This is a genomic window from Bacillus sp. ABP14, assembly GCF_001831375.1.
Taxonomy (GTDB): domain Bacteria; phylum Bacillota; class Bacilli; order Bacillales; family Bacillaceae_G; genus Bacillus_A; species Bacillus_A paranthracis.
In genome coordinates this window covers 525,001-548,093 of the sequence record NZ_CP017016.1, presented here as the reverse complement: position 1 = coordinate 548,093, position 23,093 = coordinate 525,001, and the positions used below count along the sequence as shown (strand labels likewise).

Here is a 23,093-nt window from a genome sequence, read left to right as displayed (position 1 = left end):
TCATATTATTTCTTCTTACATTTTGTACATATCGTGAACAATCTCCCCACTATCTAGCCGCCAATAGTTATGAATCTTTAGCGATTAAACAGTCCTTTTACACATGTTAAAAATCGAATTTTTTGACAATTAACCCTTTAATTGTTATGATTAATATAATTGTTAACTTTATTAAACAAGGGTGGGATTCTATGATAAAAAAAGAGAACAGTGTATTTTATATCTCCATCTTGCTAACAACATTATTCATTATATGGGGAATTACCCCGGCAAGTTGGATACAAGGCTATGATTTACAAAGCGTTACATCTTCCTTAAATTCATTTATCCTCAATAAATTTGGATGGTTTTACTCTCTACTTATGACCGCAATGATTATTTTAGCCGCTTATTTAGCATTTTCTAAGTACGGTTCTATTCGTCTTGGTAAAGATGGAGAAAAACCAAAGTATAGTTATCCATCTTGGCTATCCATGTTATTTGGGGCAGGAATGGGAATTGGACTCCTCTTTTATGGAATCGCTGAACCGATTTCACACTTTACAGATCCACTAACAGGAAAAGCAGGTACAGAGGAAAGTGCCAAGCTCGCTATGCAATATTCATTTTTTCACTGGGGTCTCTTTCCATGGTCACTATACGCAATGGTTGCTTTAACAATTGCATATTTCACATTTCGCAAACAAAAAGGTAGCACAATTGGGGCTACAGTTACTCCATTATTTAATCGATCGAAAAATTCTCCTATCGGAAAAACAGTCGATATTTTAGCTGTTTTAGCTACTGTATTCGGTATTGTGCCATCTGTTGGGATTGGTGCTCAACAAATCGCCGGAGGATTAAGCTATTTATTCCCTTCTATTCATAACACTTTACTTACACAGCTCATACTTATCGCCATCTTCGCTGTTTTATATTTAACAAGCGCACAAACTGGCTTAGATCGTGGGATTAAATATTTGAGTAACTTAAATTTCTCTCTTGCAGGTATTTTACTCGTCTCCTTTTTACTTTTAGGACCAACTGTATTCATTATGAAATATTTCACATCTACACTCGGTTCTTATATCGGAGCTTTACCTAGTATGGGATTAAATTTAGGAGCATTTAATGAAAAATCTTCTTCTTGGATAGAAAACTGGACTATTTTCTATTGGGGATGGTGGATCTCTTGGTCTCCATTCGTCGGTACATTCATCGCTCGTATTTCTAAAGGGCGCACAATAAAAGAATTTATTATTGGAGTTGTATTAGTCCCAACTCTTATCTGTACATTTTGGTTTGCAGTATTTGGCGGTACCGCTATCCATATGGAAATGTTCCAATCGCTTGGAATAGCTGATGAAATCGCGAAAAATGGTACAGAGATTGGATTATTTGCTGTTATTTCACATCTACCGTTCTCTACATTTTTAACAATTATCGGGTTAATTTTAGTAGCCACATTTTTCGTTACTTCTGCTGACTCGGCAACATTTGTCGTTTCTATGCAAACGAGTAACGGAAGCTTATCACCAAAAAATAGTTTAAAACTTATATGGGGATTAACAATCGCGATCATTGCAGCTATTTTATTACAAGCTGGAGGATTAAATGCACTGCAAATTGCAGCGATCATCGCAGCACTACCATTTTCTATCGTAGTCGTCCTTATGATTACTTCACTCTTTAAAGAGCTACGAAAAGAAGACGTTAATTTGCAAACGAAAGAAGTTCCGAAAAAAATAAAAAAGGTTATGTAACGATTGGCACCTCTTCTAAAAGAAGAATTCGGTCCTCAAATTAGTCCTGAATCTGTTATTACTGAGGGTGGCAAAGTAAATTAAATAAAACCCATTCGTATGAATTATAATCTTCATACGAATGGGTTTTTACTCTATTATATAGTGTTGTAAACATGCCTTCTCTTCAAAACCTACTTTCTTGTACAACTTCACCGCACGATCATTATTCGTATTCAAACATAGTTCTATCTCTCTCATCCCTTGGAACGAGAAAATATACTGAATTGCAGCTTGTAATAAACGCTCTCCTACACCTTTTCTTCTACTATTTTCAGCAGTTGCAATAAATTCGATATTCGCTCCTTGAAACTCCGGGTTTACTTCTACATATACGTAACCTTCTAACTTCTCTTTCTTCATACTTACAAATAATTTATTCGTATCACTTAAACGTTCAATAATTTCATTTCCTTCATAATATGTATTAGGAAAAACATAATTGTGTAAAGCGACAAACTGCCCAAACACTTTTGGTAAAGCTTCTTCTACATTACATATACTGCGCTCTTCCACAGTATTATGACTTAAACTGAAAATACTATGTCGAACTTGTTCTTTTGCATGTAACTTCTTCATTAAACGGGCACAATTATTATTTTCCACATGATAAAAACCATAAAACTTTTCAATATGAAAAGGCACCTTTTCGATAAGTTCCTTCCACATATGTAAAGCAACTTCTTCCCAATTCGTTGAAAGAATAAACGGTCCCCAAATCTCTGCACATTTTTTTACTTCATCCACATCAAACCCTAATACACCTATTAAATTATTATTCTCATAAGTAGCAACAAAAGATTGTTCCCATCCTATATCCGAAAAGTCATGAATAATTGTCTGTAATAACTCCTCTTTCTCATCTCCACAATAACCAACATGATGAGTAGCATCTTTATTCATATTCGCAATAAATGCTGCCACCTCTTCAATTTTCAAAATAGAACTAACATGCATAACCTCTCCTTCTTCTCTAATACATTTACACTTTCCCCATTTATATCCTTCAAAAAAAGACATTATCATAAGCATATTTCAAAATGAAATCGCCATGATAATGTCTTCTCAAAAACTTGCATAATCATATTACGTTATAATAAGATAAAACGTTTTTATTTCTTAAATAATCTCTTTCTAAATACAAACATACTCAGCGCTGAAAGGACTAACGCTACGCCTGAAAGTAATGTTGATGTATTCTCTTGTCCACCTGTTGCTCCTAATGATTTCTTGCTTTCTTCTTGTTTATTAACAGCCGGTTTACTTTCTTTCATTTTTTGATTCTCTACTACTTTTTCTTTCACAACTTGATTATTCACGTTTTGTTCTTGAACTACTGCTGATTGATTTACTGCGTCTTTTGAACCTTCAATTTCTTTTCCTGGTTCTTTTACCTCCGCTATCGATCCTTCAACTTCTTTCACTGGTCCTTTTACCTCTTCTTTCGGACCTTCAACTTCTTTTCCTGGTTCTTTTGGTTCTTCTTTTGATTCTTCAACTTCTTTTGTTGGTTCTTTTGGCTCTTCTTTTGATTCTTCAACTTCTTCGGCTGGTTCTTTTACTCCTTCTTTTGATTCTTCAACTTCTTTTGTTGGTTCTTTTGGTTCTTCTTTTGATTCTTCAACTTCTTTTGTTGGTTCTTTTACTTCTTCTTTCGGTTCTTCAACTTCTTTTGTTGGTTCTTTTACTTCTTCTTTCGGTTCTTCAACTTCTTTTGTTGGTTCTTTTGGTTCTTCTTTTGATTCTTCAACTTCTTTGGCTGGTTCTTTTACTTCTTCTTTTGATTCTTCAACTTCTTTGGCTGGTTCTTTTGGCTCTTCTTTTGGTTCTTCAACTTCTTTTATTGGTTCTTTCACTTCTTCTTTTTCAATTATATTTTGAATTACCGTTCCGTTAAAACTTATACTAATTTCATCAGAATCCAAATCAAATTTATACACCTTTTCACCTGGGGTACTCCATTTTATTACTCCGTTATTAAACGTCCCTCCCTCACTTGCCAATTGAATATTTTCAATACTTTCTCCTTCTAAATTATATACAGGAACTTGAATTTCTTCGTTTATTTTTGCATCATTTAAAATGATATTTTGTCTTCCTACATCAATTGTAAACCACTGACCTAATTGTATTAACGGTCTTACATCCCGAATCTCGTTTCCAGCTAATTTTAAACTAAGTAGGTCTAACATTGAGCCAAAAACTGATACATCTTTGATATGATTATCCGCAAGATTTAACCACTGTAAATTCTTCAATGAAGATAATGGGCTTATATCTTCAATTTGATTATAAGATACATTCACATCGTTCAACTTTTCTAAGTTCGAAATAAATTCGATATTCTTTAAACCTACTCCTTCTAAAGTGAGTTTTTCTAAGTTCACCATGTACTCTAACCCTGTTATATCCTTTATCTCTTTTCCTTTTTCTTTAAGGATCTCTAATTTTTTAATCTGTAATAAATCTTCTTTTGTGATAGGATCGTTTAAATTCTCTCTACCTAAACTCTCTTTATTGATATATTGTTGTAAAGTTTTATCCAGAATTACATTTTCACGTTCTTTTTGTTTTTCAACTATATTCTGTATAACCGCACCATTAAATCTAATTTTACTTTCAGTAGAATTAGTATCTAGTTTAAATTCATATATTTTTTCTCCAGGGCTATTCCATTTTATAAATCCATTGTTCAGAACGGCCCCCTCACTTTTCACATTAATATTTTGAAGTGGCTCTCCTTTAAGATTGTATATTGGAATTTTTATTTCTTCATCTACGCTTGCTTCATTTAAAAAGATTTTTTGTCTTTGAATGTCAATTGAAATTCGCTTACCTAATTCCTCAACAGGTCTTACGTCAGAAATTTCATTCGCTCCAAGATTTATCTCATTTAAATTTGTTAAAGTGCTCAGCGGTGATATATCAGAAATATAGTTTTCTTCTAAATTCAGTACTTGTAATTTTTCTAATTTAGATAATGGTGAGATATCATTTATTTCACTATCAGCAATTTCTAGTTCAAGAAGATTACTCATTTTACTAATAGATTCAACATTATTAATTTTATTGTTCCCTATCCATAGTAGTTCCACATTATTTAATTGGTCAATTCCAGTAAGGTTACTGATTTGATTATTTGCTAAGTATAATTGTTTCATAGTTGATAATGTAAATAATGGCTGAATATCTTTAATGTTATTACCGATTAAATCTAATGTTTTAATTTTTTTCATTTTACCTAATGGTGTAAGATCTGAAATTTTATTATCTCTTAAAAAAAGCATATTAATATTCTCTAACTGCCCAATTGGATGAATATTTTCAATTGGATTAGAAGATAAATCTACGTACTTCAAACCTCTCAATTTCGAGATGGCTGATATGTCTTTTACATTAGACTCTTGTAACGTCAACTTCTCTAAATTTGTCATATGTTCTAAACCAGTTATTTCATTTATTCCTTCACCTGAGTAAATTGATAATATTTTAATCTTTAATAAATCTTCCTTAGTTATTGGCGTATCTAGATTCTCTCTATTTAAATTATATTTATTAATATGTCTTTGTAATTGCTTATCTACTATTACATTTCCGCTTTCATCCTGTTGATCTACTTTATCCTCTTTATTTTCCTTTTGTTTTTCTGGAACATTGTTTTCTAAATCTAAAACATTTACTTCAAACTGCACTTGATATTTATTATCATAGGCCATTGTTGGAATATAAATATGCATTTGCATATTATATCTTTTTCCTAATTCTCCAACTTCAAATTGAATAACCTTCGTTCCATTTTTCTTTTTATCTTCTGATATTACTTTTACATCATGGAACACACCTGGAGTATGAATATCTTCTGTTTTCAAGTATTGAAAGAAATCACTATCACTTAATGTTGCGGTTACAATTTTCTTTCCATTCCCAATTTTTAATTTCGGATCCTTTATATAAACGGCTGCCATAGACTCTTCATTCGTTTTATCCTTATACGCTTTAATTACAGCATCATATGTACCATCTTCTAAAGTATGTCCAGCCTTATTCGCCTCAATTGCTACAGTTGCTAAAGCAGGTGTTGAATACGCAGCAAATGGTAGCGCTAATGCTGCTGCCACTAACATCGCATTTATATGTTTTCTTTTATTTTTCTTCAACTTTACATCTCCTCCAAAATATATAATTCAAAATGTAATCATTTCTCGAATAAATGATAATGATTTTCATTATCATCGTCAACTGAAAAAATAAAAAGTTTACAAAAAAATAACCCCTCAAAAAGGGGTTATGCCATTTTCTCTCCTGATTCTTCTCTAAAAAAGCTCTTCATCGCGTGAAATACATCTGCTTTTTGCTTTAAAATATAATATCTGAAATTCTCATCTTTAATATTTTTATAGGCTGACATAAGTGTACTGTGGCGGTTGTACTGGTTCACTTCCCCATACCCAAACATATTACACTTCTTCATTAACTCTTCAACAAGTTTTACACATCTAGCATTATCTGATGTTAAATTATCACCGTCTGAAAAATGGAATGGATAAATATTATAGCGGTCTGGTGAGTATTTATTATCAATTAGCTCGAGTGCTTTTTTGTATACAGAAGAACAAATTGTTCCGCCACTTTCTCCTTTTGAGAAAAACTCTTCCTCTGGAACTACTTTTGCCTCCGTATGATGGGCAATAAATTCAATATCTACTGTTTCATACTTTGTGCGTAGAAATCTCGTCATCCAGAAAAAGAAGCTCCGTGCCATATATTTCTCCCATATTCCCATCGATCCACTCGTATCCATCATCGCTAATACAACAGCTTTTGAATCTGGCTTTAATACTTCATTCCAAGTGCGGAATTTTAAATCTTCTTGGTGAATCGGATGGAAAGATGCTTTACCACGCATCGCATTTCGTTTATATGCGGATATCATCGTTCTTTTCTTATCGATGTTGCCCCATAATCCCGTTTTTCTAATATCATTAAATTCAACATGTTCAATCTTGTTTTCATCCATTTCTTTTCTCTTTAAATTAGGTAATTCTAATTCTTTGAAAAATGCTTGCTCTAATTCTAAAATAGAGACTTCAGCTTCATAATAATCTTCTCCAGCCGCATCCCCTGCTCCTTGCCCTTTTCCTGGTCCTTTTTGCTTTTGACCACCTGATCCATCTCTCGCAACGACATCACCAACTTTGCTGTCACCATTTCCTTGCCCAACGTGTTTGTTTTTATCATAATTGTACCTAATCTTATATTCATCTAAAGAACGAATCGGTATTTTTACAACATCCTTACCATTAGACATAACAATGCTTTCTTCTGTTACAAGATCGGGTAAATTATTCTTAATTGCCTCTTGTACTTTCTCTTGATGGCGTTGTTGGTCGTCATATCCTTTGCGATGGAGGGACCAGTTTTCCTGTGAAATCGTATAATTTGGTTGGTTTTCTTCACCCATTTCTTTCCCTCCTTACTGTAATTGTCTTCCTATATGAACAGCAAGCTAGAAATTTTGTTTTATACTGTACCAGCTAGAATGAAAGGTCACTGCCCATCGAAAATCATCCCATAAACATATATAACGTTTTTCATATAATACTCCGAGCATCCTAAACAAAATTTTGCCACTCACATACTAGAAAAGAATCATTCAGCCTTTGATAAGAAAGAAACACAATGCATAGTTGCACACATTTACACTTTGCAACATATTGTATTGTGTTGGCTTTTTTCGTATGAATGGTTGGTTACTCTATCATATGCATATTGTAAAAATAATTGACAATAAATTCATAAAATTGCATCTTAATTTATTACATTTGGACAAGGTATGACACTTTACACATATGACTGGATAATAAAACGCTGTCCCGCAAAATACAAGAGACAGCGTTTTGTTATCAAACTATCGATTTAGCAGGCTACCTACATAGCGTAATAATTCATTTGCTGAAGAAGAATTATAGCCGTGCTCATCAATTAAACGTGCAACAACATCATTAATTTTCTTCAGCTGATTTTCGTCTGGTGTTTTCGTTGATGTTGTAATTTTCACTATATCTTTTAAATCAGCAAATAGCTTCTTCTGAATCGCTTCACGAAGACGTTCGTGCGAATTATAGTCGAAGCGTTTTCCTTTACGTGCATAAGCAGAGATGCGAATTAATATTTCTTCCCGGAATGCTTTTTTAGCATTTTCTGAAATTCCAATTTGCTCCTCAATCGAGCGCATTAACTTTTCATCTGGGCTCATTTCTTCACCTGTTAACGGATCACGTAATTTCGACTTATTGCAGTACGCCTCAACGTTGTCTAAGTAATTATCCATAAGTGTCTTAGCGGATTCTTCATACGAATAAACAAACGCTTTTTGTACTTCTTTTTTAGCAATTTCATCATATTCTTTTCTTGCTAATGAAATGAAGTTCATATAGCGCTCTCGGTCTTCATTACTAATCGATGGATGCTGATCCAATCCATCTTTTAAAGATCTAAGCACATCTAGAGCATTAATAGATGGTACTTCTTTTCGAATAATTGTAGAAGAAATGCGGTTAATAACGTAACGAGGATCAATACCTTTCATACCTTCATCTTGATATTCGCGTTGCAACTCCTCTACATCAATCGCATTATAACCTTCTACCGTTTCTCCATCATACAAACGCATCTTTTTAATTAAATCAATATCTGGACGCTTCGGATCTTTTAAACGAGTTAAAATCGTAAACATTGCTGCAACCCGAAGTGTATGCGGTGCAATGTGCACATCGGACACGTCACTTTCACGAATCATTTTTTCATAAATATGTTCTTCTTCACTCACTCGTAAATTATATGGAACTGGCATTACAATAATTCTTGAGTGTAATGCTTCATTTTTCTTATTTGCTATGAAAGAGCGATACTCTGTTTCATTCGTATGCGCTACAATTAATTCATCTGCTGAAATAAGTGCAAATCTTCCCGCTTTAAAATTCCCTTCTTGTGTAAGCGATAATAAATGCCATAAGAACTTCTCGTCGCATTTTAACATCTCTTGGAATTCCATCATCCCACGGTTTGCCTTATTCAATTCTCCATCGAAGCGATACGCTCGTGGATCTGATTCTGAACCATATTCTGCAATTGTAGAAAAGTCCAAGCTACCTGTTAAATCTGCAATATCTTGTGATTTAGGATCAGAAGGGCTAAATGTACCAATACCAGTTCGGCGATCTTCAGAGAAGAAAATACGCTCCACAACTACATCTTCAATTCTCCCACCATATTCTTGCTCTAGGCGCATAACGTTGAGTGGTGATAAATTCCCTTCAATTCTTACTCCATACTCATCAAAGAAATCATCTCGTAAATGATGCGGAATTAAATGAAGTGGATCTTCATGCATTGGGCACCCTTTAATTGCAAAAATTGCTCCTCGATCTGTTCTTGAATATGTTTCTAATCCTCGTTTCAACATCGTAACTAATGTTGATTTACCTCCACTAACAGGACCCATTAATAATAAAATACGTTTTCTAACATCTAATCGTTTTGCAGACGGATGAAAATATTCCTCTACAAGACGTTCTAAAGCATCCTCTAACCCAAATAGCTGATTACTAAAGAAGTTATACTTTCTTCTACCATCAACTTCTTCAATTCCAGCATCTTTTATCATATTGTAAATGCGAGAGTGTGCTGTTTGAGCCACCCATGGTCTTTCCTTCACAAGCTCCAAATACTCCGCAAACGTACCTTCCCATTGTAAGCGTTCTTCTGCTTCTCGATGCTGTTCAATTTTTTTTAGAATATCCATTATAGCTCCTCCCCCATCTCCTTGTTCAATCGGATTATTATAAAAGGTATGCTAGGATGTCCTTAAACATTCTTTAAATCAAAATGAAATATACAGTAGTGTTATAAAATTCTCTCCAAAATTCAAAGAAAATTCTGTATAATATAGGTATTAAAGTTTTTACACCTCTATTCACTTTAAATAAATTCTTTTCTTCCAAGAACATTACATACATTTCGATTCATATTTCAGATTCGTAAACTGAAAAAATAGGAGGGATATTAGTATGAAATTATTATTAATTTTAGGTGTATCACTCACATTTCTTACAGCTATTTTTACATCTGGTTACAATGATAAACCCGGTACACATAAAAAGTGATGTGCTTCTTAGCACATCACTTTTTTTATCAATTATTTATAATACACATTTTCCACATCATATTTTGATAAAGGGCGGCTATAATAATAACCTTGTACAAACTTCACATTCTTTTCCTTCAAAAATTGTATTTGTTCCGCTTTTTCTACCCCTTCTGCAATTACATTCAATTCCAACGTATGAGCTAGATGAATAATTGCAGCCGTAATATTCGTATCGCGTTCATCTACATGTATACCTTCCATAAAAGAACGATCAATTTTCAAAGTATCAATTGGATACGTTTTTAAATAACTTAAAGATGAATACCCTGTACCAAAATCATCTAAATGAATCTTTAAATTTTGTTCTTTTAATTGTAGCAATACTCTTTTCGATATATCTTTATGTATAAGGGCTCCTTCTGTAACCTCTATCGCTAATAAATGAGCTGGTACATTGTACTTATGTAAAGCTCGTGTAATCATCTCTATTAATGTAATAGAGCGAAAATGCCTGGCTGAAATATTAACTGCAATTGGGACAACTTCATATCCTTTATTTAACCATTCGCGTATTTGTCGACACACTTCATTTACTACCCATTCATCAAGCTTAATAATAAATCCTGTTCTTTCTGCTAGCGGAATAAATTGATTGGGAGAGACAAATCCTAATTCTTTATTCTCCCACCTTATTAAAGCCTCCATACTAGCTATTTTTTTCGTTTCAATATTCATTTGCGGCTGATAATATAAGAAGAATTCATTTTTTTCTATAGCACGATGTAATTGGTTTTCTATTATAAATCTTTGTTCACGCTCACAATCTAACCCACTGCAATAAAAATGATAATGCCCTTTTCCTTTTTCTTTTGCTTTTTCCAAAGCAGCATCCACTCTTTGGAATAATATCTTTTCATCTTCTCCATCTGTTGGAGCCATTACAATTCCGATTGAAGCACTTAAATACACGTCCTCTTCTTCGATTACAAAATGTTCACTAATCCTTTTCAGTATGTTTTTGGAAACTCCCTCTACACGTTCTTTCGTTATATTTTCTATTAACATAACAAATTGATCATCGTGTTCTCTAAATAAGTGCATACCAGCTATTTCAAAACTGCTTAAACATTCTGTAACTTTTTGTAATACTTTATCTCCTTCTTTATGGCCAAAAGTATCATTAATAAGATGAAATTCATCTAAATCTATAAAAACAAGCGCAAACTCTGTATTATCATTCAACAAAGTATTTAACTTATTTGCACATGAAATTCTATTCATTAATCCTGTTAACTGGTCATAGTAAGCTAAATATTCCGTTCTCATCTCATTTAATACTTGCCTTGTAACATCTCTCGTAACAATATATACTCCAACAATTTCACCATTTACAATAATCGGAATCGTCCTCAGAGAAATATATAGCTCGTACCCTTCTTTATGAACATACTTCTTTGAAACAATTTGCTTCGCTTTTCCTTGCATGGATCCTTTAAATATAATTTGAAAATCTTTTTCATATTCTTTATTAATAAATTCAAAGATAAATTTATTATTTAATTCTTCATATCGATATCCAAATATTTCATACGTTGCTGGATTCGCGTATGTAATTCTACCTATAGAATCTATAGATATAATGGCGTCATTATTATATTCTAGTAATGACTTAAATAACATTTGTTTTTCCTCTATTTCAATCTTCTCCTCAATTTGAGCTGTAATATCCCTCGTAATACAAATAATAAACTGGCATACCCCTTCTTCATCAAATACAGGATTAAGTGAAGATTCATAATGTAAATTACCAGTTGGTAAACTAACTACATCACAAAAGGTATGTGCTTTTGCTTCGCTCGCTACTTTTGCATATTGCACTTGCAATATTTCCGCCGTATCTTTCGGCAATACTTCAGAAAACGTTTTTCCATAACATTCTTCGCTTAGCTTTGCATAATCCATACCTATCTTATTTACATAAATATATGTAAAGGTTTCATCATCCATAACTTTCACAATAAATACTAAATCTTGAATAGCATGTAATAATCCTTTTCTTATTAAATCCATATCTATCATACTTAAAAAGGTATTTTGATTACGATATTGTTCCTTCATATTTATCTCAACCCGTCTAATCTATTTTTATTCATATATCACCATTCTATATGACTATGTACCCTTTTTTAAATGTATGATTCCATATTTACTTTTATTTTTAGAAAAAAAGCCGCCATATGGCGACTTTTAATAAACAATTTCTAAATCTAATCCTGGATAATTTTGTTGACGGAACGCTTCATAAATTAAAATAGCTGCTGTATTTGATAAATTTAATGAACGCACTTTATCAGTCATTGGAATACGTAAACAATGATCGAAATTTTCTTCGATTACATTAGCTGGTAAACCGTTCGTTTCTCTTCCAAATACAAAGTAGTAATCCTTCTCACGTTTACTATAATCAAACGCTGTATGAGCTTTCTCGCCATACTTTGTTAAATAGAAGAACTCACCGTCTTTATTTTTCTCATAAAACTCTTCAATTGAATCATAATACGTAATTTTCACGTGCTGCCAATAATCTAATCCTGCACGCTTTAACATTTTATCATCCGTTGAAAATCCAAGCGGTCTAATCAAATGTAATTCTGTTCCAGTTGCTGCACAAGTACGAGCAATATTTCCTGTATTTGCTGGAATTTCTGGTTGATATAAAACAACATGTACTCCCACGCGATATTCACCTCTGTTTTTTGTCTACTACGTATTATACCACTTGAGCGAAAAATCTCTACCCATTAATAATATGAAAGAATTTATATTTCATTTGTGGTGTATATTTACTAGAATCTTCATAGTTCCAATAACGCCGACGGCTATTCGCTGAATGTGCATTTACAAGTGGCATACCATCTGCGTCTTTTGCTACTACAATCGTCGTATGATTCCACCTACCATCATCCTCGAAATCATAAGCGATGACATCACCAAGAATAAGGTCCTCTGGCCTTTCTACAGCTTCAGCTCGAAGTCCTGATGTAGCACCTGACAAATACCAATAAAAAGAGTGTGCAACAGCCCAGCTCCAACTCCACTGATTCTCCCTTTGCCACCATCCTTTACGAATATTAGGATATCCATTCATTGGTACTTCTCCAGTATGAAGACATTGAGAAATAAAATTCGTACAATTATCAGGGAAATTACGATATGCAGGGTTTCGATCATCCCACCAACGCTCTGCATATTTAACTGCCTCTAAACGGTTGTACTGATAGGAACCGTACTTCTCTTTTGTAACTTCCCTTTCTAATGTCTCACTCATTCCAACTGCTTCTGGCACTTCAATAGCATAATCACCTATTATCCGGCTATTATTTAAACAAACCCTTCGCTTTAATTGTTCCTCTTCAATATAAAATAATTCTTTATGCTTAATTAAATATTTAAAATGTATTTGATAATCAATTTCTTGATGATTGCTATTATTTAATTGCCTCATAAAAGAAACATCCGCAGTTGCTTTTACTATCTCTGCATTACGCTTTTGAAATAATTGTTTCTTTCTCTTTGCTATTTGTAATAAATCTTCAGCAATACCATCTACATTTGTTCGTTTCTCTGTTATATATGCTAAAAAGTGTTGGACTTGCTTTTCAATGTTTATTTTTACAACCATTTCGTCTCCCTCCCATATTACAATATGAAAAAGGGAGATATTATCTACTCTTTTTTCTGCGCTAACAGTTCAAGTCCGCGATTCATTTCATGAAGAACCTCTTCGTCTTTCTCACGTTGCATCGCTTTTTCAATAGCTTCGCCCACGCCGTCTCCACCAATTTTCCCAAGCGCCCACGCTGCCGTCCCGCGAAGCACTGGTCTTGGATCATCTTTCATAACACCTATTAAATCTGGAATTGCTGATGCTTCTTTAAAATGTGCAAGTGCCAAAATCGCATTTCGTTGCAAAGGTTTTTTACCTCTCCATGAACCAGACATAATTCCATATTTCTCTTTAAAATCACGATTGCTAATTGTTAAAAGCGGTGTTAATAACGGTTTAACTAACTCAGGATCTGGTTCCATCTCAGGGTGATTATGAAAATCCATTCCTTTATTTTTCGGACAAACTGTCTGACACGTATCACATCCATAAATACGATTACCTATTTTGTCGCGATACTCTTCTGGTAGGAATCCTTTCGTCTGTGTTAAAAATGCTATACACTTCTTCGAATCTAACTGTCCTCCTTGTATTAAAGCACCTGTAGGACAAATATCAATACACTTTGTACAGCTCCCGCATTGATCTTCTATCGGCTGATCTGGTGGGAAGGGAACGTTTGTAATCATTTCTCCTAAATACACATACGAACCAAATTCAGGTGTAATAATAGAGCAGTTCTTACCGCTCCATCCAATACCAGCACGCTCTGAAACAGCTCGATCACTTAATTCACCCGTATCAACCATTGACTTAACTTCTATATCGGGAAGTTTTTCGATTAAATATGCTTCTAATTTCTGCAAACGATCTCGTAAAACTAGATGATAATCTTGTCCCCAAGAAGCACGACAAAAAATCCCGCGACGTTCTCCGCGCTTACTTAATGGTGCATTTTTTAATTTTGAAGGATACGCTAATGCAATCGCAATAATTGATTTTGCACCAGGTAATAGAAGCTGTGGGTTCGTTCTCTTTTCTATATCAGGCTCTTCAAATCCAGATTGATAATTTAATTGTTGCTGCTGGATTAACCGCTGCTTTAATTCTTCAAATGGTGAAGCACTAGCAAAGCCTATTTTATCTATACCAATCGTTTTACTATACGCAATAACATCTTGCTTTAATTGTTCAAAATCCATTCCTAATCGCCTCCTCAGATGAATCCATCCTTTATGTAACGATCTATTAGTTAGCAATTCACTTTTGGAATACTATTCTTTACTTCTATTTTCGCATACAATGATGTTTTTAAAACATTAAAAAACGCAATGCCTCGTTTATCTCGGAAACGAAACACTGCGTTGATCACAATTTATAGAAAAACATTTAATAAAATTTGGAGCGGGTGAAGAGAATCGAACTCTCGACCAGAGCTTGGAAGGCTCTTGTTTTACCACTAAACTACACCCGCAAATATGAAATACATATAAGATATTAGAATAACTTATGTAAAGTAGTATAGCATGTACAAAAAGCGGAAGCAAGAATTTTATCGAAAAAAGTCGAAAAAGTGATGAGAGGACTCATCACTTTTTCAATTCTTTATCAATTGCCGCCTTCATACTATCAAAATCAGGATTTGCAAGATTTCCATTCACATATACCGAAGGAGCACCTTGAACTTTTAATTTTTGAGCACGATCTGAATCTTTACGTACTTTTTCTTTTATTTCTTTACTGTGTAAATCTTTCTTAAATTGCGCTACATCAACTTTCGGAAGCTTCTCTTTCACAATATTAAGAAGCAATTCTTCTGTAATCCATTCTTCCGTATCTTTCTTTTGACTTTGATAAATCTCATCATAGAAAGTCCAGAATGAATCTTTATCTTGTTTATAAATTGCTTCACCAGCTGCTGCACCTAAATCAGAGTCTTTTCCGATAAATGGGAAATTAATAAAGTATAACTGCACTTTTCCTTTATCGATATACTCTTCTTTTAATCGTGGTAATACTGTTACATCCCAAGTACGACAAGCAGGACATTTGAAGTCTCCAAATTCAACTACCTTAACTGGGGCATCATCTTTCCCTAAAGATTGTTGTGTGGAATAAGCAAACATCTCATTCCCTTTATCCTTTTTGTCATTTATGATGCTATACGCAATTGTTCCGATTACAATCAATACTGCAATAGAAAAAACTATACCAAGGGCCATGAGTTTATTTGATTTCATATACATTCCTCTTTAAATTCATATTCTGTATACAGCATTGTACACAATACACATAATATCAACACTTATATACATCACGCAATGAACACGCTCACATAAATTACAAAAACACAATAATTGTGACGATATTGTGTCACAATTTGTCACAATTTATTCAAAAAAAGAAGCTCCTATGTAGGAACTTCCTTTAGCTTACTGCTTTTTCACGAGCACTATTTAACATTGACTGCTCTGTTTTTATATCATGCCGAATTACTAACTTCTCACTAACTGCTTGCACATACTCATCATGATTGATATAGCCTTCTTTCTCCATCAATCTCAAAACGACATTTCGTCTCTCTACGGCCTTATCATAATTTTGTGCAGGTGAGTAATAAGCAGGTGCCTTTACTACAGCAGCCATCATTGCACTTTCAGCCAACGTTAATTGGCTTACCTTTTTACCGAAGTATAGGTTTGCTGCTTTTTCAATTCCCCATGCTCCTTCTCCGTAATAAATATTGCTTACATACAATTTTAAAATTTCATCCTTCGTAAATGTACGTTCAATTTTTTTCGTATAGAAAATCTCTTTCCACTTACGAGAAAATGTACGTTCATTCGTTAAAAAAGCATTTTTAGATAACTGTTGTGTAATTGTACTTCCACCTTGCACAACACCACCAGCTTTTATATTTTCAACAGACGCTCTGACAATCGCTATATAATCTAAACCGTTATGATGATAAAACCTTTTATCTTCTGTCGCAATAAATGCATGTGTCAATGATTCTGGTACCTCTAACTTAGCCGGTACATGTAATTTACTAATATCACTTTTCTCAATCATTACATTTCCAATGAATAATAACGTAAAACTTAACAATAATAATAAAATAATGGCTTTATAAAAAAACTTAGTCATTGGATTTAATGCAACTTTTTGATGATAGTTCACCCTAGATAATACTCGTTCTTTCATCTTAAACACCTCTTTTCCACACAGCGTATAACTCTTACTTTAAGAATACCTTGTTGTAAAAAAATATCCCATCGATTTCTCTTACACGTACCTTACATCATTGTAAGGTATAAATTGAAACTTTCATCAGACCCCCACCAATCTGGCTGCCCGGCAAATAGCGGGATAAAAAAGTATTGTATCACAGTCCTTTTTTATCTACTATTCATCTGAAATATTGAATATAGATTATGCTAAATCAATAGCAGATTAGATCTTAAGGTTATTATACTTTCTCTATTAAAGCACCCTATTTTCATTATATCATCTACCAATATATATACTTTTGAGTATCTAGTAATCTAAATGTACATAATATATCATATATTGTACAGAACAAACGTTCTTTAAATCAATACTAACGCTATTATTATTTTGACCTTTTTCTTAAACAGTATACAAAAAAGAGTAGTGATTTGACTGTATCTCAAATCGGCTACTCTTTTCTTTACAATCTTCCTATTAAGTTATACGGCTGCACTTCCCACGTTTCATACGGAATGAAATGGGTTGCTCTCATCGCATCAAGCGTTCTGGATTTCATATGAGGACGCGTTATATACTCATTTATGTTCTCTTCGTTTAAAGCTACAAATTTAGCCTCTTGTATTTCTTCATGTTGAATTTTTATTTCACCGCTTACATATGCTACTTTAAAAACGACAGCTAAAATGTTCTTGGAAGCATTATAATAAACTCCTGTAACTCCAAGCGGCTTCACAGTTAAACCCGTCTCCTCAAGCATTTCCCTACAAACAGCTTGATCGAGTGCTTCCCCTTCTTCTACCTGTCCTCCTGGTAACTCCCACGTATCAGCTCGCCAGTGTACCTTTGCTAATAACACTTCATCTTTTTCATTTGTTAAATAGCCTGCTACAGCAACGATATGTTTTGGTGTTTTTTGTTCCATGTTAAGCCTCCTAGCAATAATGAATATTTCATATATCCCTATAAGCATATTCCCTGTTTACAATAAAATACCTTTATTAAAAAAGCCCCTATTCGTTAAACTGAACTGTACCCCGAATCATGGACACTAAAAAAAAGACCCATGATTCGGGGTTTTTGTGTATTTTTATCAAAAAACCTCGTTATAATGGAATCAACGATAGAAATGAGGTACGGAGAATGAGTAAAATTATTTTTAACGAGATTCAAATGAAACAGCTAGAAAAAAATAAAAATGTATTAAAAGCGTCGGAACGTTCGATTAGCTATTGTCCTGATTTCAAAATAAGAGCGGTAAAAGAAAATCAACAAGGAAAAGGTCCTAGCCAAATCTTTTTAGAGAATGGGTTTGACTTAGCTGTGATTGGTGAGAAGAAACCAAAACAATGCTTGAAACGCTGGCGAAGAACCTTTGAACAATTTGGTGAAGAGGGCTTTTATACAGAACGCCGCGGGAAAGGAAGCACGGGACGCCCTTCGGAAAAAGCTCTCTCTTCTGATGAAAAATTAAAAAAAGCGGAAGCACGTATTGCGTTTTTAGAAGCGGAATTGACATTCCTAAAAAAGTTAGACGAACTCGAAAGGCAGGCGTTACAGAAGAAGCGTTAACACCACGAGAAACATACGCACTGATTGAACAAACCATACGTCGCTTCCAATTCCCACGTATGGTGCGTTACCTTTGTACACTGGCTGGGGTAAGTCGGAGTGGATACTATGCGTGGCTTCATCAGTCAGATAAACATCTAGAAAAAGAACGTAATGATGAAACAGATTATGAATGGATCCAAGAAATTTTTAATCGAAAAGGAAAAATATGTGGTGGTCGTTCTATCAAAATGGTGTTGGAAAAGACAAAAGGAATTTGTATGAATCTCAAGCGTATTTACCGTATTATGCGTAAATATAATCTTGTGACAAAGATTCGCCGAGCAAACCCTTATAAACACATCGCAAAAGCGACACAAGAACATAAAACATGTCCGAACCTTTTAAATCGCCAATTCAATCAAGAAGAGCCTGAAAAAAGTATGTTAACCGATATTACCTATTTATTTTATGGACAAGGAAAGAAGGCTTATTTATCATGTGTAAAAGACAGTACAACACGAGAGATTTTAGCCTATCATGTCTCCTCTTCTTTACAAATGGATATCGTCTATCAAACATTAGATAACTTGAAAGAGAGATTAGGAGAAGTCATCCATCCTGAAGCGCTTCTACATTCAGACCAAGGTATTCATTATACACACCCTGAATTTCAGAAACGTGTAAGAGAAATGGGGATCAAACAATCTATGTCCCGTAGGGGCAATTGTTTAGACAACGCACCAATGGAATCCTTCTTTGGTCATATGAAAGATGAATTAGATTACAAAGATTGTCAAACCTTTGAATCCCTTGAGCTCAACATAAAGGATTATATGGAGGAGTATAATTATAATCGTTATCAGTGGACATTAAAAAAGATGGCTCCGATCGAATATCGGAACCATCTTTTAAGTGCTTGATTTTTCAGGGCTTTTTTATTAAACTGTCCATTTTATAGGGTACAGTTCAAACGAACAGGGGCTTTTATCGTATTATTCTCCTAAGTCTACGTTGTGATAAACTTGTTGTACATCTTCTAAATCTTCTAATGCATCAACCATTTTTTCAAATTGTGCTTGTGCATCTTCAGGAAGTGTTACATCGTTTTGTGCAAGCATTGTTAATTCGGCAACTGTAAATTCTTCAACACCCGCATCTTTAAGAGCAGATTGTACTGCATGGAATTGATCTGGTTCAGCATACACGATAACAGCATCTTCTTCTTCAAGAATGTCACGTGCATCCACATCTGCTTCCATTAAAATCTCAAGAACTTCATCTGATGTTTTCCCTTCAAGGCCGATAACAGCTGTTGCATCAAACATGTAAGCTACAGAACCGTTTACACCCATGTTACCACCGTTTTTGCTAAATGCAGCTCGTACATCTGCTGCAGTACGGTTTACGTTGTTTGTAAGTGTATCTACAATTACCATAGCTCCATTTGGTCCGAACCCTTCATAACGAAGCTCGTCATAATTTTCTTCTGAACCACCTTTTGCTTTTTCAACTGCACGATCGATAATTGTTCTTGGAACATTGTATGTTTTCGCACGTTCTAATACAACTCTAAGCGCTTGGTTTGATTCCGGATCTGGCTCGCCTTGTTTTGCCGCTACATAAATTTCACGTCCAAATTTCGCGTATATACGGCTAGTATTTGCATCTTTTGATGCTTTTTTATCTTTAATATTATTCCATTTACGACCCATACTTTCCACTCTCTTTCCCGTTTTAAATCTACATAAAAATATTAATATGAAATATCATGTGTGTTCAACACATTTTTAAAAGAAATATAAAAAGTTCATTTTTGATTCATATTACAGACATAATATAAATCACTATCATTTTGTTCTTTCGACAAGTTATATTATACATGAATTCCTACGTTTATTACGAATTTTAGAAGCACATAACATAATTTAGCAAAAAAATTCTACCATTTCACCAACACACTATTTATGCTTATTTTGTAGTGTGATGAAAATATAAAAAGACTCTACACATTTGGTGTAGAGTCTTTTTATTACGCCGTTCGTGATACCGATGGTCGGGGTCGAACCGACACTCCCGAAGGAACACGATTTTGAGTCGTGCGCGTCTGCCAATTCCGCCACATCGGCACAAAAGAAAAGGCGGCAACCGGATTTGAACCGGTGATAAAGGTTTTGCAGACCTCTGCCTTACCACTTGGCTATGCCGCCATATAAAATTTTACTGGAGCGGAAGACGGGATTCGAACCCGCGACCCCAACCTTGGCAAGGTTGTATTCTACCACTGAACTACTTCCGCAAAAATGGCTGGGCTAGCTGGATTCGAACCAGCGCATGACGGAGTCAAAGTCCGTTGCCTTACCGCTTGGCTATAGCCCATCGAATTCTTACTTAATTATATGTAAGTATCCATTAGATTATTTATAATTTTTAAAATAAAAATGGGGCGACTGATGGGAATCGAACCCACGAATGCCGGAGCCACAATCCGGTGCGTTAACCACTTCGCCACAACCGCCATGTTGTGTAAATATATTTGGCAGGGGCAGTAGGAATCGAACCCACACTGGAGGTTTTGGAGACCTCAGTTCTACCTTTAAACTATGCCCCTATGTAAATGGTGGAGGGGGGCAGATTCGAACTGCCGAACCCGAAGGAGCGGATTTACAGTCCGCCGCGTTTAGCCACTTCGCTACCCCTCCGAAACTTACATGGTGCCGGCTAGAGGACTTGAACCCCCAACCTACTGATTACAAGTCAGTTGCTCTACCAATTGAGCTAAGCCGGCGTATTTTATTAAAGTAAATGGTGGCTCGGGACGGAATCGAACCGCCGACACGAGGATTTTCAGTCCTCTGCTCTACCGACTGAGCTACCGAGCCTTATTAAAATGGCGGTCCCGACCGGGGTCGAACCGGCGATCTCCTGCGTGACAGGCAGGCATGTTAACCACTACACCACGGGACCATTTGGTTGCGGGGACAGGATTTGAACCTGCGACCTTCGGGTTATGAGCCCGACGAGCTACCGTGCTGCTCCACCCCGCGATAATATTATTCATATAGTTTATATGGTGGAGGATGACGGGATCGAACCGCCGACCCCCTGCTTGTAAGGCAGGTGCTCTCCCAGCTGAGCTAATCCTCCAAAAGTGGTGACCCGTACGGGATTCGAACCCGTGTTACCGCCGTGAAAGGGCGGTGTCTTAACCACTTGACCAACGGGCCAAATATTATAAATCCTATGGCGGAGAGCAAGGGATTCGAACCCTTGATACGCTTGTGACGTATACACGATTTCCAATCGTGCTCCTTCGGCCAACTCGGACAGCTCTCCAATGGCTCCGCAGGTAGGAATCGAACCTACGACCGATCGGTTAACAGCCGATAGCTCTACCGCTGAGCTACTGCGGAATAATATTGCCTGGCAACGTCCTACTCTCACAGGGACAAGGTCCCAACTACCATCGGCGCTAGAGAGCTTAACTTCCGTGTTCGGTATGGGAACGGGTGTGACCTCTCTGCCATCATTACCAGACATTATTCTTTTGAGACAATCATTATTATAACTTATTTTCTTTAAAAGTCAACAAGTTTTTTATGTTCTCTCAAAACTAGATAACATTGCTACATATTATATGGTTAAGTCCTCGATCTATTAGTATTCGTCAGCTCCACATGTCACCATGCTTCCACCTCGAACCTATCAACCTGATCATCTTTCAGGGATCTTACTAGCTTACGCTATGGGAAATCTCATCTTGAGGGGGGCTTCATGCTTAGATGCTTTCAGCACTTATCCCTTCCGCACATAGCTACCCAGCTATGCCCTTGGCAGAACAACTGGTACACCAGCGGTGCGTCCATCCCGGTCCTCTCGTACTAAGGACAGCTCCTCTCAAATTTCCTACGCCCACGACGGATAGGGACCGAACTGTCTCACGACGTTCTGAACCCAGCTCGCGTACCGCTTTAATGGGCGAACAGCCCAACCCTTGGGACCGACTACAGCCCCAGGATGCGATGAGCCGACATCGAGGTGCCAAACCTCCCCGTCGATGTGGACTCTTGGGGGAGATAAGCCTGTTATCCCCGGGGTAGCTTTTATCCGTTGAGCGATGGCCCTTCCATGCGGAACCACCGGATCACTAAGCCCGACTTTCGTCCCTGCTCGACTTGTAGGTCTCGCAGTCAAGCTCCCTTATGCCTTTGCACTCTACGAATGATTTCCAACCATTCTGAGGGAACCTTTGGGCGCCTCCGTTACACTTTAGGAGGCGACCGCCCCAGTCAAACTGCCCACCTGACACTGTCTCCCGGGTCGATAAGACCCGTAGGTTAGAATTTCAATACAGTCAGGGCGGTATCCCACCAGCGCCTCCACCGAAGCTAGCGCTCCGGTTTCAAAGGCTCCCGCCTATCCTGTACAAACTGTACCAAAATTCAATATCAGGCTACAGTAAAGCTCCACGGGGTCTTTCCGTCCTGTCGCGGGTAACCTGCATCTTCACAGGTACTATAATTTCACCGAGTCTCTGGTTGAGACAGTGCCCAAATCGTTACACCTTTCGTGCGGGTCGGAACTTACCCGACAAGGAATTTCGCTACCTTAGGACCGTTATAGTTACGGCCGCCGTTTACTGGGGCTTCAGTTCAGAGCTTCGCTTACGCTAACCCCTCTCCTTAACCTTCCAGCACCGGGCAGGTGTCACCCCCTA

14 protein-coding genes, 16 tRNA genes and 2 rRNA genes (1 of these 32 running past the window's edge) are annotated in these 23,093 nt (G+C 35.9%); 2 read left to right on the top strand and 30 right to left on the bottom strand.

Annotated features, from left to right (window positions below; translation table 11 throughout):
• Positions 1-191: 191 nt before the first annotated feature.
• Positions 192-1,742: a glycine betaine transporter OpuD gene (gene opuD, locus BGI23_RS02890; protein WP_070805164.1), complete on the top strand. Its 1,551-nt coding sequence runs from the start codon at positions 192-194 to the stop codon at positions 1,740-1,742.
• 129 nt (positions 1,743-1,871) lie between these two features.
• Here opuD and BGI23_RS02885 read toward each other — a convergent pair whose 3' ends face one another.
• The 12 genes from BGI23_RS02885 to BGI23_RS02820 form a co-directional block, all read right to left on the bottom strand.
• Positions 1,872-2,738 (bottom strand): GNAT family N-acetyltransferase, encoded by an 867-nt coding sequence (locus BGI23_RS02885; protein WP_070805163.1) that lies wholly within the window; start codon positions 2,736-2,738, stop codon positions 1,872-1,874.
• A gap of 155 nt (positions 2,739-2,893) precedes the next feature.
• Positions 2,894-5,938, bottom strand: a complete 3,045-nt coding sequence (locus tag BGI23_RS02880; RefSeq protein WP_083322642.1) for a leucine-rich repeat domain-containing protein — start codon at positions 5,936-5,938, stop codon at positions 2,894-2,896.
• A 128-nt stretch (positions 5,939-6,066) separates the two neighbouring features.
• A complete protein-coding gene (gene yhbH / locus BGI23_RS02875; RefSeq protein ID WP_000503505.1) occupies positions 6,067-7,242 on the bottom strand; it encodes a sporulation protein YhbH in 1,176 nt (391 codons plus the stop codon).
• A 447-nt stretch (positions 7,243-7,689) separates the two neighbouring features.
• On the bottom strand, positions 7,690-9,585 hold the full coding sequence (locus BGI23_RS02865) for a PrkA family serine protein kinase (RefSeq protein WP_000353279.1): 1,896 nt from the start codon (positions 9,583-9,585) through the stop codon (positions 7,690-7,692).
• Between the two features lie 393 nt (positions 9,586-9,978).
• The gene (locus BGI23_RS02855) at positions 9,979-12,048 is read right to left on the bottom strand and encodes a sensor domain-containing protein (RefSeq protein ID WP_070805162.1); all 2,070 of its coding nucleotides are present in this window, start codon (positions 12,046-12,048) and stop codon (positions 9,979-9,981) included.
• A gap of 129 nt (positions 12,049-12,177) precedes the next feature.
• A complete protein-coding gene (trmL, locus tag BGI23_RS02850; RefSeq protein WP_000538147.1) occupies positions 12,178-12,666 on the bottom strand; it encodes a tRNA (uridine(34)/cytosine(34)/5-carboxymethylaminomethyluridine(34)-2'-O)-methyltransferase TrmL in 489 nt (162 codons plus the stop codon).
• Positions 12,667-12,724: 58 nt separating this feature from the next.
• Entirely contained in the window at positions 12,725-13,612 is an 888-nt protein-coding gene (locus BGI23_RS02845; RefSeq protein ID WP_000260539.1) for an amidase domain-containing protein, read from the bottom strand.
• 44 nt (positions 13,613-13,656) lie between these two features.
• Entirely contained in the window at positions 13,657-14,799 is a 1,143-nt protein-coding gene (gene queG / locus BGI23_RS02840; protein WP_000345218.1) for a tRNA epoxyqueuosine(34) reductase QueG, read from the bottom strand.
• 198 nt (positions 14,800-14,997) lie between these two features.
• A tRNA-Gly gene (locus tag BGI23_RS02835) sits at positions 14,998-15,071 on the bottom strand.
• 115 nt (positions 15,072-15,186) lie between these two features.
• Positions 15,187-15,837: a DsbA family protein gene (locus tag BGI23_RS02830; RefSeq protein ID WP_000841311.1), complete on the bottom strand. Its 651-nt coding sequence runs from the start codon at positions 15,835-15,837 to the stop codon at positions 15,187-15,189.
• Positions 15,838-16,024: 187 nt separating this feature from the next.
• Entirely contained in the window at positions 16,025-16,801 is a 777-nt protein-coding gene (locus tag BGI23_RS02825) for a transglycosylase domain-containing protein (RefSeq protein ID WP_000664704.1), read from the bottom strand.
• A gap of 487 nt (positions 16,802-17,288) precedes the next feature.
• Positions 17,289-17,750, bottom strand: a complete 462-nt coding sequence (locus BGI23_RS02820; RefSeq protein WP_000436089.1) for an NUDIX hydrolase — start codon at positions 17,748-17,750, stop codon at positions 17,289-17,291.
• 218 nt (positions 17,751-17,968) lie between these two features.
• Between BGI23_RS02820 and BGI23_RS26945 the strand changes: the two genes are divergently transcribed.
• A protein-coding gene (locus BGI23_RS26945; RefSeq protein ID WP_088300244.1) for an IS3 family transposase occupies positions 17,969-19,299 on the top strand; the annotation gives its coding sequence in 2 pieces (ribosomal slippage) (positions 17,969-18,356 and positions 18,356-19,299; 1,332 coding nt in all).
• Between the two features lie 72 nt (positions 19,300-19,371).
• Here the strand turns inward: BGI23_RS26945 and BGI23_RS02805 are convergent.
• From BGI23_RS02805 to BGI23_RS02720, 18 genes are all read right to left on the bottom strand, one after another.
• The gene (locus BGI23_RS02805) at positions 19,372-20,091 is read right to left on the bottom strand and encodes a YebC/PmpR family DNA-binding transcriptional regulator (RefSeq protein WP_000532946.1); all 720 of its coding nucleotides are present in this window, start codon (positions 20,089-20,091) and stop codon (positions 19,372-19,374) included.
• 332 nt (positions 20,092-20,423) lie between these two features.
• Positions 20,424-20,505, bottom strand: a tRNA-Leu gene (locus tag BGI23_RS02800).
• A gap of 10 nt (positions 20,506-20,515) precedes the next feature.
• Positions 20,516-20,586: transfer RNA gene (locus tag BGI23_RS02795), tRNA-Cys, on the bottom strand.
• 14 nt (positions 20,587-20,600) lie between these two features.
• Positions 20,601-20,675 (bottom strand) — tRNA-Gly (locus BGI23_RS02790).
• Between the two features lie 5 nt (positions 20,676-20,680).
• Positions 20,681-20,755: transfer RNA gene (locus BGI23_RS02785), tRNA-Gln, on the bottom strand.
• Positions 20,756-20,818: 63 nt separating this feature from the next.
• Positions 20,819-20,894: transfer RNA gene (locus BGI23_RS02780), tRNA-His, on the bottom strand.
• A 19-nt stretch (positions 20,895-20,913) separates the two neighbouring features.
• A tRNA-Trp gene (locus BGI23_RS02775) sits at positions 20,914-20,987 on the bottom strand.
• Positions 20,988-20,994: 7 nt separating this feature from the next.
• Positions 20,995-21,078: transfer RNA gene (locus BGI23_RS02770), tRNA-Tyr, on the bottom strand.
• 10 nt (positions 21,079-21,088) lie between these two features.
• Positions 21,089-21,164, bottom strand: a tRNA-Thr gene (locus BGI23_RS02765).
• Between the two features lie 18 nt (positions 21,165-21,182).
• Positions 21,183-21,258: transfer RNA gene (locus BGI23_RS02760), tRNA-Phe, on the bottom strand.
• 9 nt (positions 21,259-21,267) lie between these two features.
• A tRNA-Asp gene (locus tag BGI23_RS02755) sits at positions 21,268-21,343 on the bottom strand.
• Between the two features lie 3 nt (positions 21,344-21,346).
• Positions 21,347-21,423 (bottom strand) — tRNA-Met (locus BGI23_RS02750).
• Positions 21,424-21,447: 24 nt separating this feature from the next.
• Positions 21,448-21,523 (bottom strand) — tRNA-Val (locus BGI23_RS02745).
• A gap of 5 nt (positions 21,524-21,528) precedes the next feature.
• Positions 21,529-21,603 (bottom strand) — tRNA-Glu (locus tag BGI23_RS02740).
• A gap of 17 nt (positions 21,604-21,620) precedes the next feature.
• A tRNA-Ser gene (locus BGI23_RS02735) sits at positions 21,621-21,712 on the bottom strand.
• Between the two features lie 2 nt (positions 21,713-21,714).
• Positions 21,715-21,789 (bottom strand) — tRNA-Asn (locus BGI23_RS02730).
• A gap of 8 nt (positions 21,790-21,797) precedes the next feature.
• A 5S ribosomal RNA gene (gene rrf, locus BGI23_RS02725) occupies positions 21,798-21,913 on the bottom strand.
• Positions 21,914-22,013: 100 nt separating this feature from the next.
• Positions 22,014-23,093: ribosomal RNA gene (locus BGI23_RS02720) — 23S ribosomal RNA — on the bottom strand (it continues 1,843 nt past the right edge of the window).